The organism is Burkholderia cepacia, assembly GCF_001039005.1.
Classification (GTDB): domain Bacteria; phylum Pseudomonadota; class Gammaproteobacteria; order Burkholderiales; family Burkholderiaceae; genus Burkholderia; species Burkholderia theae.
In genome coordinates this window covers 179,844-193,057 of record NZ_LDWR01000029.1, presented here as the reverse complement: position 1 = coordinate 193,057, position 13,214 = coordinate 179,844, and the positions used below count along the sequence as shown (strand labels likewise).

Below are 13,214 nucleotides of genomic sequence, written 5' to 3'. Positions count from 1 at the left end.
GGAACACGGCGATCCGACCCGATGTCATTGCATCGATTCGTCCGTTAAAGCATGCTGCGCGGCCGCACCATCGTGCCGTCGACGAAACGTCGCGCGCGGAACGCCGACAGGTCGAGCGACGGCGCACCCGTGTCGATCCATTCGGCGAGCAGCCGGCCGACGATCGGCCCCATCGCGAAACCGTGACCGCAGAACCCCGTCGCGATCGCGAGCCCCGACGGCGTACCCGGCGCATCGATCACCGGAATGCCGTCGGGCAGCACGTCGATCAGGCCGGCCCAGGCCTCGACGATCTGCACGTCCTTCAGCGCGGGGAAAATCGCCTTGAGCTTCGCGAGCGCGCGCGGCGCGTGCGCGCGATTCGGCTGCGGCTGCGGATCGCGCGGTTCGATCGGCCCGGTCGCGCCGTTGATGCGCGCGAACGCATCGCGCCACGCGGCCGAATTCAGGTGCAGCCGGAATTTGTCGCGCTGCGACCAGAACTGCGGCCAGAAGAGACTCAACCCGCGCAGGTGGCCGAGCGTCAGGTCGACGTCGACCTGCATGTCGTCGGCGAGATTGATCGCGCCGTTCTTGCGCTGCCGGATGCCGAGGCCGTGCCCCCACACCGTCGACGCCGATACCGGCGGCACCACATTGGTGCGCATGCAGGTGCCGCGCACAGCCTGCTGCGGCAACCGGATGCCGACGCCGTCGAGCAGCCGGAAACTGGTCGCGCCGGCCGCGCAGATCACGCGCCGTGTGCGGATCGTGCCGCGCTCGGTCGCAACGCCGACGACCGCGCCGCCGGCCGTCTCGATCGCCGTCACGCCACAGCCTTCGAAGAAGCGCGCACCGGCCTCGGTGGCGCGCGCGGCGAACGCCGCGGCCACGCGGCGCGGCTCCGCCTGCCCGTCGGTCGCGGTGTACAGTCCGCCGAGCGTGCGTGCCTGTGGCGAAAGGCCGCTGACGCGCTCGTCGATCTGCGCACGCGTCAGCGTGCGCGTGTCGAGCCCGTGCTCGCGCGCGACGCCGAGCCATGCGTTGAACGACGACCAGTCCGTTTCGTTGTCCGCAATATAGAGACAGCCACCCTGCCGCCATTCGAGATCGAAACCGAGGGTTTCCTCTAACCCTTCCCAGATCCGCATGCCGGCCATCATCAGCGGCACCTCGGCGGCTTCGCGGCCCTGCTGCCGCACGAAGCCCCATGCGCGCGTCGACTGCTGGCCGGCGATGCGCGACTTGTCGAGCACGATGGCCTTCAGGCCGCGCAGGCCCAGGTAGTACGCGGCCGCGCAGCCCATGATGCCGGCGCCGGCGATCACGACGTCGGCCTCGGCCGGCAGCGCCGTGTCGGCGCGGGTCAATGCATCGTGCAGCGGATAGGTTGTCGTCATTGTTTCCTGTCGGGCGTTAATGCATCCGGTTACGGGCCGTCGCGGTAACGTAGTGACACACCTTTCACAGAAACGCACCGTTCGCGACACGGAATGACGACCATTTTGCGGTAAAGTTATCTTTTCCGCGCGTGGCCGGTCGGCTCGCCATTGGACGTCATGAAGACTGTCCGTCGAGACTGCCGCAAGGCGTCGTTCTGAACGTCACGATCCGTTCCCGTAGCATGACCATTGAAGCAATCACCACGGATTCCCTCGCGGTCGCCGAGCGCGTGCGCGAGCTGATGACCCGCAACGGCATCGGCAAGCGCCAGCAGACCACCGAGTTGTGCCGCATCCTCGATCTGAGTTTCTCGCAAGGCCACCGCAAACTGCGCGGCAGCAGCCCCTGGACGCTCGCGCAGATCAAGAAAGTCGCCGAAGCGTACGGCGAACCCGCCGCCCAGCTGTTCGGCGCGCAGACGCTCGACCCCGGCATGGTCGGCGCGTATTCGCAGGAGGCCGTACTTTACGCGGGCGTCGCCGAGATTCCCTGCACGGCATGGATCGGCGCGCCGCTCGAAGCCGGCGCGCGCCCCGAGTTCGTCGCGTACGAACAGAACGGCCGCTGGCGCGTGCTGCGCCACACCGGCGTGCTGTACCAGAACGCGTACGACGTGCACAAGATCGAAATCTATCCGCGCCGCGCGGAGAGCGACAAGCTCGTCGTCGCCGTGATCGACCCCGATCGCGTCAGCGCCACCGAGCTGTGCCGCTATCTCGAGCGGCAGGGCTTCGCGACGGCCGCGTTCGACGGCCTCGCGGCGTTCGTCGACGCACTGCAGGGCCAGGCGTTCGACGCGGTCCTGACCGAATGGCTGTTCGACGACGGCACGGCCGCCACCGCGATCAAGGCCGTGCGCACGTCCGACAACCCGGGCGCGCCGATCTTCGTGCTGACGGGCGACCTGCTCACCGGCCGCGCGAGCGAGGCCGACATCAGCGAAGTGATCCGCGCGTTCGACGTCGTCTGCTACGAAAAACCCGCGCGCATGGCGATCCTCAGCGCCGATCTCGCGAAACGGCTCACGCGCGGGTAACAATCGCCCACCTTCCGGACGCACGGCGTCCGTGCGGGCCGCGCGGCCGTGAACAGGTTCCTCAGTACAATAGCCGCTCCTGTTCACGCGTACGTCGCCCGACTCCATGGCCCGCCTCATTCCCGACGACTGGAAAAGCCTCGCCGCGACCGGCGCGGCCGAACGCGAGCGCGAAACGCTCGCTGCCCTCGAACACGCGCTGCCGGACAGCTACACCGTGTATCACGGCGTGCACTGGACGCGCGCCGACCAGGCCTTCTCGGTGTTCGGCGAGGCCGCGTTCGTCGTCGTGAGCCCGGCCGGCCGCGTGCTGCTGATCGAGCAGAAGGCCGGCTTCCTGCGCGAAACGCCGAAGGGGCTCGTGAAGGTCTACCTGCAGAAGGAGCGTAATGTTCCGATCCAGCTCGCGCGCACGCAGGAAACGCTGCACCGGCGCCTGACGGTTGCGCTCGGCGCGGGCGTCTACGGCGTCGAGGCGCTGCTGTACTGCCCCGACTACACGATCCGCCAGGCATCGATCGCCGGCGTCGCGGCCGACCGCATCGTCGACGCGTCGCGTAAGGCGCAGCTCGCGCAGGTGATCCTGCAGATCCTGCCCGAGGACGACGAACACTTTCCGAACGCATCGAAGCTCCACCATTTCCTCGCGGACGAGCTGGCGCTCACGCCCGACACGAGCGCGCTCGTCGGGCAGGCCGGCACGCTCGTCACGCGGCTGTCGGGTGGGCTCGCCGCGTGGGCGCGCCAGCTCGAATTCGCGCCGTTCCGGCTGCGCGTCACCGGCACGGCCGGCTCGGGCAAGACGCAGCTCGCGGTGCAGGCGATGCGCGATGCCGTCGCGGCCGGCAAACGCGTGCTCTACGCGTGCTTCAACCGGCCGCTCGCCGACTACATCGCACGCATCGCGCCGCCCGGCGCGAAGATCGCGAACTACCACCAGTTGTGCGACTGGGTCGCGCGCGACGGTGGCTATACGCCCGACTTCCAGGTACCCGGCGAATTCGAGCGGCTCGAGACGCGCTTCGCGCAAACGCCGATCCCCGAGCGCTGGCGCTTCGACGTGCTGGTCGTCGACGAGGGGCAGGATTTCCATGCGCCGTGGGCAGCCGCGCTGGAACGCCTGCTGGCGCCGGACGGCGCATGGTGGTGGCTGGAAGATCCGCTGCAGAACCTGTACATGCGCGAGCCCGTTGCGCTGCCCGGCTGGGTCACGCTGAAGGCGCTCACGAACTACCGCAGCCCGCGCGATTTGCTGGAATTCGTGCGCGACGTCGTCGGCCGCGTCGAACCGCTCGCGGCGGAACTGCGCTCGGGCAGTCCGTTCGACGGTTCCGATCCGTCGGTGTCGGCATACGGGGAAGCAGGCGCGTCGGGCGACGCGTTGGCGGAAGCCTGCATCGACGCGACCAAGCGCGCGATCACGCAGGCGCTGTCGCTCGGTTTCCGCAAGCAGGACATCGCAGTGCTGTCGTATCGCGGCCGCGAAGGCTCGGTGCTCGCGCCGCTCGACCAGCTCGGCCCGCACCGGATCAAGAGCTTCACCGGCAAGTACGACCTGTTCGGCAACCCCGAATATCGCGAAGGCGACGTGCTGCTCGATTCGATCTACCGCTTCAAGGGCCAGTCGGCGCCGTGCGTGATCCTCACCGAAGTCGACTTCGATACGCTCGACGCGCGCGCCGCGCGCAAGCTGTTCGTCGGTGCGACGCGCGCAACGATGAAGCTGCTGATCGTCGCGTCGTCGCGCGCGGCCGCGCAGCTCACGGACGTCTGACGCGGCGGGCGGGCGCCTCGTCACCGCCCGCCATTCATCCATTCGTCAAGCGACGCGGAACGCTCCCACCGCGCGGCGCAGCCCCTCGGCCTGCTCCTCGAGCGACGCGGCGGCAGCCGCGGCCTGTTCGACGAGCGCCGCGTTCTGCTGCGACACCTGATCCATCTGCGACACCGCGCGGTTCACCTGCTCGATCCCGTCGCGCTGCTCGCTCGATGCAGCCGCGATCTCCGTCATGATGCCCGTCACGCGCCCGATCGCCTGCTGGATGTCCTGCATCGTCGTGCCGGCCATACCGACGAGCCGCGAGCCGGTCGCGACGCGCTCGACCGATTCGCCGATCAGCGTGCGGATCTCCTTCGCCGCGGACGCCGAGCGTTGGGCAAGCGTGCGCACCTCGCCCGCGACCACCGCGAAACCACGGCCCTGCTCGCCCGCGCGCGCGGCTTCGACCGCCGCATTCAGCGCAAGGATGTTGGTCTGGAACGCGATCCCCTCGATCGTGCCGATGATGTCGGCGACCTTCTGCGAGCTGTGGTCGATCTCGTTCATCGTGCCGATCACCTCGCCGACCACCGTCGCGCCGCGCGTTGCGATCTCGCTCGCGCTGTCCGCACAGGCCTGCGCCTCGAGCGCATGGTCGGCGTTCTGCTTCACGGTTGCCGTCAGCTGCTCCATGCTCGCGGCCGTCTCCTGCAGCGCGGACGCCTGCTCTTCGGTGCGCTGCGACAGGTCGGTGTTGCCGGCCGCGATCTGGTGCGTCGCCGTCGAGATGGCTTCGGAACCCTGGCTGACCTGGCGCACCGTGTCCGCGAGACTGCGCTGCATGCCCGTCACGCCCTTGACCAGTTCGGCCATCTCGTCGCGCGACGACCAGCGCACTTCCGACGTCAGGTCGCCGTCCGACAGGCGGCGGAAATGCGACAGCAGCCGGTTCACGGGCTGCGTGATCGCGAAATGCAGGCCGATCGCGCAGCCGAGGCACGCGGCCAGGCCGAACGCGATGCCCGCGATCGCGCCCGCGCGCATCCAGCCGTAATAGGTCTGCGCGGTGTCGTAGACATCCTTGCCGCGCGCGACCTGGTAAGCATCGAGCGCATCGGTCGCCTGCGTGAGCGCGACCGACAGCGGCGGCGCGACCGTCATCAGCAGCCGGTCGGCCTCGTCGCGCCGGCCGTCGCGGATCGCGTCGATCAGCGGCTTCAGCGCCTGCCCGATCAGCGCCTGGCGCGCGGCGTCGAGACGGCTCGCGAGCGGACCTTCGTCGCCGTCGTGCGGCATCGCCGCGTAGCCGCGCCACGCGGTGTCGGCCTTCGCGAGATAGCTCTCGGCCTTCTTGACGAGATCGGGCACTTCCGGCGCTTCCGGATGCAGCAGCGCGCGGTCGAGCGTCGTGCGCACGATCGTCAGGTTCAGGCTCGCCGCGGACAGCGCGGTCTTCGCAGCCAGTTGCTGCGTATAGGCCTCGTCGAGCGCGCGGTTCGAACTCTGCATGCCGGCGAGGCCGATCAGCCCCGACACGACGAGCAGCACGGCGACGAGACCGAGCGTGGAGAAAATCCGCGTACGGATCGAGAAACGGGAAAACAGGGCGTTCAGGTTCATGACGGGCGTGAGCGATGAAAAGTGCCGCGGCAATTGGTCCACAGCACTCTGGATTACGGTTTGCCTGCAGAAAACTTGAGTCCGTCCCCGCTTTTCGTCTGATCCCGGTCAATTTTTCGCGTCGGCAATCTCCTGTTACGGTTGCAACATATCGAGGCTGGGCAGAAATTGACTAGGCAATCATCCGTGGTTATATTCCCGAACAATTCCCTGCCATGGCAGATATTTCGATGACCACCAACACCCTCCTTACCCAGCCGGCCGCCGAAGCGGCCCGCCGCGACGCGCCGACCGCGCTGATCGTCGCCGCGCTGCTGCTCGTCATGCTGCTGTCCGCGCTCGACCAGACGATCGTATCGACCGCGCTGCCGACGATCGTCGGTGAACTCGGCGGCCTCGACCAGCTGTCGTGGGTCGTCACCGCGTACCTGCTGTCGTCCACCGTCGTGCTACCGCTGTACGGCAAGCTCGGCGACCTGTACGGCCGCAAGATCGTGCTGCAGGCCGCGATCGTGCTGTTCCTCGCAGGCTCCGCGCTGTGCGGCGTCGCACAGGACATGACACAGCTGATCGTGCTGCGGGCGCTGCAGGGGCTCGGCGGCGGCGGCCTGATGGTTGTCACGATGGCGGCAATCGGCGATCTGGTTCCGCCCGATCGCCGGGCGCGCTACCAGGGGATGTTCGGCGGCGTCTACGGCCTCGCGACGATCGTCGGCCCGCTGCTCGGCGGCTTCCTGGTCGAGCACCTGTCGTGGCGCTGGATCTTCACGATCAACCTGCCGCTCGGCTTTCTCGCACTCGCGGTGATCGGCATCGCGTTCCGGCCGCACACCGCGCACGTGAAGCACCGGATCGACTACATGGGCGCGGCGTTCCTCGCGACCGCCCTCACCTGCGTGATCCTGTTCACGAGCGAAGGCGGCTCGCTGCTGCCGTGGACGTCGCCGCAACTGTGGATGACGCTCGTGCTCGGCCTCGTCGCGATAGGCGGCTTCATCTACGAAGAACGGCTCGCGGCCGAGCCGATCATCCCGCTCGAGCTGTTCCGCCATCGCACCTTCGTGCTGGTCAGCCTGATCGGCTTCGTGGTCGGTACCGCGCTGTTCGGCTCGGTCACGTTCATTCCGCTCTACCTGCAGGTCGTGAAGGGCTCGACGCCGTCGCAGGCCGGGATGCAGTTGCTGCCGATGATGGGCGGGATGCTCGCGATGTCGGTGATCAGCGGCCGGCTGATCTCGCGGCTCGGCTCGTACCGGATGTTTCCGATCGCCGGCACGCTGATCGGCGGGATCGCGCTGGCACTGCTGTCGACGCTGACGCTCGATACGCCGCTGCATACGATGTACGCATACATGGCGCTGCTCGGGATCGGCCTCGGGATGGTGATGCCTGTGCTCACGCTCGCGGTACAGAACACGGTCGAGTTCCGGCACATGGGGGTCGCGACGTCGGGCGCGACGCTGTTCCGCTCGATCGGCAGCTCGATCGGCGTCGCGGCGTTCGGCGCGCTGTTCTCGCACGGGCTGCAGTCGCGGATGCTGCAGGCGCTGCCCGCCGGCACGGAGTTGCCGCCCGCGCTCGGCCCGGGTGCCGTGCACCAGTTGCCGGACGCGGTGCGCGACGTGTACCTGCATGCGTTCGCGGGTTCGCTGCATGTCGTGTATCTCGCGGCGGCCGTCGTGGTTGCGATCGCGTTCGTGCTTGCGTGGTTCGTCGAGGATGCGCCGCTGCGCAAGCACAACTGACCGGCCGGCGAGCCGGACCGCGGCAGCACCGCGATGGGACCGTCAGGCCGCATCGCGATCCGCACTCGCCCGCCGTTACGGCACCAGCACCACCGCCCCCGTCGTCGCGCGCGACTCCAGCAACCGGTGCGCATCGGCCGCCTGTTCGAGCGGCACTCGCGCGCCGATCTCGACGTGCATGCCGCCCGCCAGCCGTTCGAGCGTCGCGCGCGCGGCTTCGCGATACCCGGCGACGTCGCGCGCGATGAAACCAAGCACGCTCGGCCGGGCCAGCGCGATCGAGCGGGTCGGCCCGAGTTCGTCGAGGTCCAGCGTTTGCCGCGCGCCGATCGCGGCAACCTGCCCGATGCTCGCGACCATCCCGAACGGACGGATCGCACCGAGCGTGCGCGTCAGCACGTCGCCGCCGATCCCGTCGATCGCGTAATCGACTCCCGCGCCGCCGCCGAACGCACGCGCGGCCGCGACGAAATCCTCCTCGCGATAATCGACGACCGCCTCCGCACCGTGCATACGCACGAGCCCGGCTTTCGCGGGCGACCCGACCGTGCCGATCACCCGCGCGCCGAGCGCATGCGCCCACTGCGTCGCCAGCAGCCCGACGCCGCCGGCCGCCGCGTGCACGAGCACCGTATCGCCGGCGCCGACCTGCCGGACGCGATGCAGCAGCATGTAGACGGTGATCCCTTTCAGCAGCCCGGCGGCGGCAGCGTCGTCGCTCAGGCCGTCGGGTATCGGCAGCACGCGCTCGGCCGGCATCGTCCGCAGGCTCGCGTAGCTGCCGGTCGGCATACCGGCGTACGCGACACGCTGGCCCGGGACGAGATCCGTCACGCCGGCCCCGACCACGTCGATCACGCCGGCCGCCTCGACGCCGAGCGCATCCGGCAACGCGGGCAATGCGTGCGCGCCCGTCCTGAAATAGATGTCGACGAAATTCACGCCGATGGCGGTCTGGCGAATCCGCACTTCGCCGGCACCGGGCGGCGCGACGGGCGCATCGACGCGACGCAGCACGCCGGCGTCGCCGTAGCGGTCGATTCCGATCCGGATGGCGGTGGTTGTTTGGGTCATGACGTTCCTCGCAATCGAATGAAGTGACACGATCATCCCATCGTGCATAATCGAACGGAATTCACGTTTCTCGCCCATTTACTGTGCAAAATTCGACCGACCACGATCAAGATCCCGCTGCCGCGTCTGCACTGCCGATGAGCTGGGACGACATCCGCTACTTCCTCGCGGTGATGCGCGGCGGCAGTCTGTCGGCGGCCGCACGGGCGCTGCAGGTTCAGCATTCGACGGTCGCGCGGCGCATCGACGCGCTGGAGTCCGCGCTCGGCATCCGGCTGTTCGACCGGCTGCCGCGCGGCTGGCCGCCGACCGACGAAGGGCTGCACCTCGCCGACCACGCCGCGCGCATCGAAACCGACACGCATGCGTTCGCGCGCGCCGCCCAGGGCGCGGCGGCACTCGACGGCGTGGTGCGCGTGTCGGCGTCGCCGGTGTTCGCCAGCCATTTCCTCGCGCCGCGGCTCGCCCGCGCGCAGCACGCATGGCCGGCGCTGCGGATCGACCTGATGGGCGAGATGCATGCGGCGAACCTGTACGCGCGCGAAGCCGATCTCGCGGTGCGCCTGTCGCGGCCGAGCGAGCCGGGGCTCGCCGCGCGCCGGCTCGGCACGATGCGCTTCGCGCTGTGCGCATCGCCGGAATGGGCGGACGCGTCGCCCGACACCTGGCCATTCGTCGGTTACGACGACGCGCTCGCGCAAACGCCGCAACAGCAGTGGCTCGAACGCTTCGCGGCCGGGCGCCGCTTCGCGTTCGTCACCAACGACCTGGCCGCGCAACATCGCGCGTGCGCGGCGGGGGCAGGCGTCGCGCTGCTGCCCAGGTTTCTCGTCGACGATCCCGCCGCGCACGCCGGCGCGCCGCTCGTCGAGCTGACGGCTGCGCCGCGCTGCGACATCGAGCGCGAGATCTGGCTCGTCGTCCATCCGGACGTGCGCCGCTCGCCGCGCGTGCAGCGCGTCGCGGATGCAATCGCGGATGCAGTGCACGCGGCGGACGGGCGGCTCTGACGCCGCAGCCCCGTCAGAACCGCTGCGGCGGGCCGGCCGTGATCCGCGGCGGGTTGCACCCCGCAGATGCGCCGCTCAGGACTGCCGCGCGGGCGACGCCTGCCGTTCGCCGGCCGAAGCCGGAAGGCCGTGATGCGACGCCGAGCGCCGATGATCGATCAGGCCGACCGCGACGGCTGCCGCCAGCGCGGGCAGGCCGATCGCCATGAAGTTCTGTTCCAGCGGCAGATCGATGCCCACCAGCAAACCGATGACGATCGGCGCCAGGATCGCGCCGCCGCGACCCACGCCCAGCGTCCAGCCGATGCCTGTCGAGCGGATTGTCATCGGGTAGAACTGCCCCGCATACGCGCAGTTGACGATCTGCGTGCCGATCGTCGAAGCGCCCGCGAGGCCGACCAGCACGAACAGCAGCGCGGTCGGCATCCGGTAGCCGAGCAGCGTGATCGACACCGCCGCGAGCAGATACATCGACACGAGCACCGTCTTGATCGGAAAGCGATCGGCGAGCCAGCCGCCACCGATCGCGCCGACCATCGCGCCGGCGTTCAGCACCAGCACGAAGGTCAGCGCGGAGCCGAGGCTGTAGCCGGCGCTCGCCATCAGCCGGGTCAGCCACGAGCTGAGCGCATACACCATGAACAGGCACATGAAGCAGGCGATCCAGAACATGACCGTGCTGAATCCACGACCGTCGTCGAACAACTGGCGAACCCGCGCGCCGCCCGCCCTGTCCTCGCGCGGAACGACATAACAGTCGCCCGGTTGACGCCGGTATGCAGGATCGAGCCGGCGCGCGATGCGCGCGAGCTCGTCGGTCCTGCCGCGCCGGATCAGGAACGGCAGCGATTCCGGCATCCATTTCACGAGCAGCGGGACGAGCAGCACCGGCGCGGCCGCCGCGACGAACACGGACTGCCACCCGAACGTCTCGATCATTCCCTTGCCCATCACGGCCGCCAGCATGCCGCCGACCGAATAGCCGCTGAACATCAGCGTCACCAGCGTACTGCGCATGCGGCGCGGCGAGTACTCGGTCATATGGGCTATAACGTTCGGCATCACGCCGCCGATGCCGATGCCCGCCAGGAAGCGGGCGGCGCCGAACAGTGCGGGCGTCGGCGCCAGCCCGGCCGCCGCGGTAAACACGCTGAACAGCGTCAGGCAGGCCGCGATGGCCCAGCGGCGCCCGATCCGCTCGGCGACGGTCCCGAACACGATGTTGCCGAACATCATGCCGAACAGCGCCGAGCTGACCATGAATCCGGCCTGCGCCGGGCTGACGCCCATCTCCTTCATGATCGCCGGCAGCGCGATGCCGGCCACCGCCAGGTCGTAACCGTCGAACACGATGATCAGCGCGCACCAAAACAACACGACGCCGTGCAGCTTGCCCAGCCGCGCATCGTCGGAGAGCGCCTGCAGGTTGATTTGACGCATGGAACTTCCTTCTTTTTTACAGAGGGGATTCAGGCCCGGCGGTAGCCGTCGCATCACGCGCGTTCGAACCAATACGATCGCTCAGCCTATCTATTTAGTAGTTGTACGAATCATCGTCGTGAAATGCGCAGCTGTCCGTCCGGATGCCGGCGCAGTGTAGGAAGCCACAATGATTTCCACTATCCGGAATTTGCAGCCGGCGCGCGAATTCGATCCGTTTTTCTCGTACCGCGCGCCGCGCGCTATCCGGATTTTTCCCCTGCGGGAACTGGACTATCCGATTCTTGCGAAACTTTCGACAAGCCTGACAAAGATCAATATCATCCTTTCAGGATATCTCGCTCACAAGAGAAACCGATGTGGCACGACGCGCATCCGCGGCCAGCCGGATGTACCGCACGACAAGCGCCACACAGGAGACGCCCCATGCCCCTCACCGCGAATGCGGACGTGCTGTCCGCGCTGTATCGGAATTGCGTGTTTCGATCAGGATTGCGCACGGATGCGCACGAGCAGGTCTCGCTGGAACTGGCCGAGCATGCGCTGCGCTGGAAGCAGGGTGTACCCGACGCAGCGCTTTTCAAGGGGCAACTGAATCACCTGAGCGTCTATGCGCTGCAATACGGCGCCGAAGTCGAGGTCGCCCCGCGCCCGTTCGACGGCTTTTCGCTCGTCCACACGTCGCTCGCGGGCGGCGCCGAAATCGAGTGCGACGGGCACGTGATGGGCGTGTCCGAAGGGCGCACCGCCGTGCTGGCGCCGACGTCGCGCGTCCGGCTCCGCTGGCGGTCCGGCACCCGGCAACTGATCGTCAAGGTACCCGATTCGCTGATGCGCGCGGTCTGCGGCCGCCGGCCCGACGAAGCGGCGCCCGGCCTCGCACCGGGATTCCTGTTGCCGACGGCGCTTGCGTCGCAATGGGATCTGATCGCGCAGTCGCTGCTCAACGTGCTCGCCGTTGCCGACGACGGCGGCATCCGGGCCGAATGGCGCGACCACTTCGAACGAAGCCTCGCGCTGTTCCTGCTCGTGCATTGCCCGCCGTCGCCCGCTGCCGCGCAGGCCGGCCCGGCGCCGCAAGCGCGCGGCGCGCCGGCGCAAGCCGGATCGCGCGGCGGCATCCGGCAGATGGATGCGCTGCACGAATTCATCCACGCGCGGCTCTGCGCGCCGATCTCGCTCGAAGATCTCGCCAGGGCGGCCGGCGTCAGCCTGCGGACGCTGAACGTGCTGTGCCGGCGCTACCACGGCGCGACCCCGATGGAACTGCTGCGCAATATCCGGCTGGACGCCGCGCGCGTGCAGTTGCTGACCGACCCGGTGGCCAGCATCACCGATACGGCGCTGACATTCGGCTTCGGGCACCTCGGCCGCTTTTCCGCGTACTACTTCGCCCGCTTCGACGAGTTGCCGCGCGACACGCAGAAGAAGCGGCAGCCGAACTGACCGCCGCGGCACCGGACGCACGGCCGCCGCTTTACGTGTCACGCAATCGCCCGCATAGTCATGGTTTGCCCGCATCCCGGCCCTGCCACCCCGCCACCATGTCCACCACGCCAGCCGCCTGCATCGTCCGCGACGCGACCGACGCCGACCTCGCCGCGATCCACGCGATCTATGCGCACCACGTGCTCCACAGCGTCGCATCGTTCGAGGAAACGCCGCCCGACGCCGCCGAGCTGCGCGCGCGCCGCGACGCGGTGCTGCGCGATGGACTGCCCTATCTCGTCGCCGAATGCGACGGTCGCGTGGCCGGTTATGCGTACGCGACGCCGTACCGCGCGCGCCGTGCGTATCGCTTCACGATCGAGGATTCGATCTACATCGACGACGCGCAGCGCGGGCGCGGCGTCGGCCGTACGCTGCTCGCGGCCCTGATCGCGCGCTGCGAGGCCGGCCCGTGGCGGCAGATGATCGCGGTGATCGCCGACGGCGGCACCGGCGGCTCGACGTCGCTGCATCGCGCGTTCGGCTTCGAGCCGGCCGGCACGCTGAAGGCGGTCGGTTTCAAGCACGGCCGCTGGATCGACACGGCGCTGATGCAACGCCCGCTCGGCGACGGCGCGCACACGCTGCCCGCCTCGCCCGAGCCCGCCCCGTCGCGCTAG

General features: G+C 68.8%; 10 protein-coding genes. 6 read left to right on the top strand and 4 right to left on the bottom strand.

Annotated elements, in window-relative coordinates:
* Positions 1-44: 44 nt before the first annotated feature.
* Positions 45-1,379, bottom strand: a complete 1,335-nt coding sequence (locus VL15_RS18350) for an NAD(P)/FAD-dependent oxidoreductase (RefSeq protein WP_048247458.1) — start codon at positions 1,377-1,379, stop codon at positions 45-47.
* 224 nt (positions 1,380-1,603) lie between these two features.
* Between VL15_RS18350 and VL15_RS18345 the strand changes: the two genes are divergently transcribed.
* Both VL15_RS18345 and VL15_RS18340 read left to right on the top strand, forming a co-directional pair.
* Positions 1,604-2,458, top strand: a complete 855-nt coding sequence (locus VL15_RS18345) for a helix-turn-helix domain-containing protein (RefSeq protein ID WP_048247456.1) — start codon at positions 1,604-1,606, stop codon at positions 2,456-2,458.
* Positions 2,459-2,564: 106 nt separating this feature from the next.
* The gene (locus VL15_RS18340; RefSeq protein WP_048247455.1) at positions 2,565-4,232 is read left to right on the top strand and encodes an ATP-binding domain-containing protein; all 1,668 of its coding nucleotides are present in this window, start codon (positions 2,565-2,567) and stop codon (positions 4,230-4,232) included.
* Positions 4,233-4,277: 45 nt separating this feature from the next.
* On the opposite strand, the gene VL15_RS18335 is transcribed toward VL15_RS18340, so the two are convergent.
* Positions 4,278-5,837, bottom strand: coding sequence for a methyl-accepting chemotaxis protein (locus tag VL15_RS18335; protein WP_048247453.1), 1,560 nt, complete (start codon positions 5,835-5,837; stop codon positions 4,278-4,280).
* 230 nt (positions 5,838-6,067) lie between these two features.
* Between VL15_RS18335 and VL15_RS18330 the strand changes: the two genes are divergently transcribed.
* Positions 6,068-7,582, top strand: a complete 1,515-nt coding sequence (locus VL15_RS18330; protein ID WP_048247451.1) for an MDR family MFS transporter — start codon at positions 6,068-6,070, stop codon at positions 7,580-7,582.
* A gap of 75 nt (positions 7,583-7,657) precedes the next feature.
* Here the strand turns inward: VL15_RS18330 and VL15_RS18325 are convergent, their stop codons facing one another.
* Positions 7,658-8,656 carry a quinone oxidoreductase family protein gene (locus VL15_RS18325; protein WP_048247570.1) on the bottom strand — a complete coding sequence of 333 codons (999 nt, stop codon included), beginning with the start codon at positions 8,654-8,656 and terminating at the stop codon, positions 7,658-7,660.
* Between the two features lie 137 nt (positions 8,657-8,793).
* Here VL15_RS18325 and VL15_RS18320 point away from each other — a divergent pair, with 137 nt between their 5' ends.
* Positions 8,794-9,666 carry a LysR family transcriptional regulator gene (locus VL15_RS18320; protein WP_048247569.1) on the top strand — a complete coding sequence of 291 codons (873 nt, stop codon included), beginning with the start codon at positions 8,794-8,796 and terminating at the stop codon, positions 9,664-9,666.
* Between the two features lie 75 nt (positions 9,667-9,741).
* Here the strand turns inward: VL15_RS18320 and VL15_RS18315 are convergent, their stop codons facing one another.
* Positions 9,742-11,106, bottom strand: coding sequence for an MFS transporter (locus VL15_RS18315; RefSeq protein ID WP_048247449.1), 1,365 nt, complete (start codon positions 11,104-11,106; stop codon positions 9,742-9,744).
* Positions 11,107-11,532: 426 nt separating this feature from the next.
* On the opposite strand from VL15_RS18315, the gene VL15_RS18310 reads away from it, so the two are divergent.
* Together VL15_RS18310 and VL15_RS18305 are read left to right on the top strand one after the other, a co-directional pair.
* On the top strand, positions 11,533-12,552 hold the full coding sequence (locus VL15_RS18310) for an AraC family transcriptional regulator (RefSeq protein WP_048247448.1): 1,020 nt from the start codon (positions 11,533-11,535) through the stop codon (positions 12,550-12,552).
* Positions 12,553-12,650: 98 nt separating this feature from the next.
* Positions 12,651-13,214 carry a GNAT family N-acetyltransferase gene (locus tag VL15_RS18305; RefSeq protein ID WP_048247446.1) on the top strand — a complete coding sequence of 188 codons (564 nt, stop codon included), beginning with the start codon at positions 12,651-12,653 and terminating at the stop codon, positions 13,212-13,214.

Coding starts and splice junctions, on each gene's coding strand:
- VL15_RS18305 (WP_048247446.1), top strand. CDS start 12,651: ATGTCCACCACGCCAGCCGCCTGCATCGTCCGCGACGCGACCGACGCC.
- VL15_RS18340 (WP_048247455.1), top strand. CDS start 2,565: ATGGCCCGCCTCATTCCCGACGACTGGAAAAGCCTCGCCGCGACCGGC.
- VL15_RS18315 (WP_048247449.1), bottom strand. CDS start 11,106: ATGCGTCAAATCAACCTGCAGGCGCTCTCCGACGATGCGCGGCTGGGC.
- VL15_RS18325 (WP_048247570.1), bottom strand. CDS start 8,656: ATGACCCAAACAACCACCGCCATCCGGATCGGAATCGACCGCTACGGC.
- VL15_RS18320 (WP_048247569.1), top strand. CDS start 8,794: ATGAGCTGGGACGACATCCGCTACTTCCTCGCGGTGATGCGCGGCGGC.
- VL15_RS18345 (WP_048247456.1), top strand. CDS start 1,604: ATGACCATTGAAGCAATCACCACGGATTCCCTCGCGGTCGCCGAGCGC.
- VL15_RS18335 (WP_048247453.1), bottom strand. CDS start 5,837: ATGAACCTGAACGCCCTGTTTTCCCGTTTCTCGATCCGTACGCGGATT.
- VL15_RS18330 (WP_048247451.1), top strand. CDS start 6,068: ATGACCACCAACACCCTCCTTACCCAGCCGGCCGCCGAAGCGGCCCGC.
- VL15_RS18350 (WP_048247458.1), bottom strand. CDS start 1,379: ATGACGACAACCTATCCGCTGCACGATGCATTGACCCGCGCCGACACG.
- VL15_RS18310 (WP_048247448.1), top strand. CDS start 11,533: ATGCCCCTCACCGCGAATGCGGACGTGCTGTCCGCGCTGTATCGGAAT.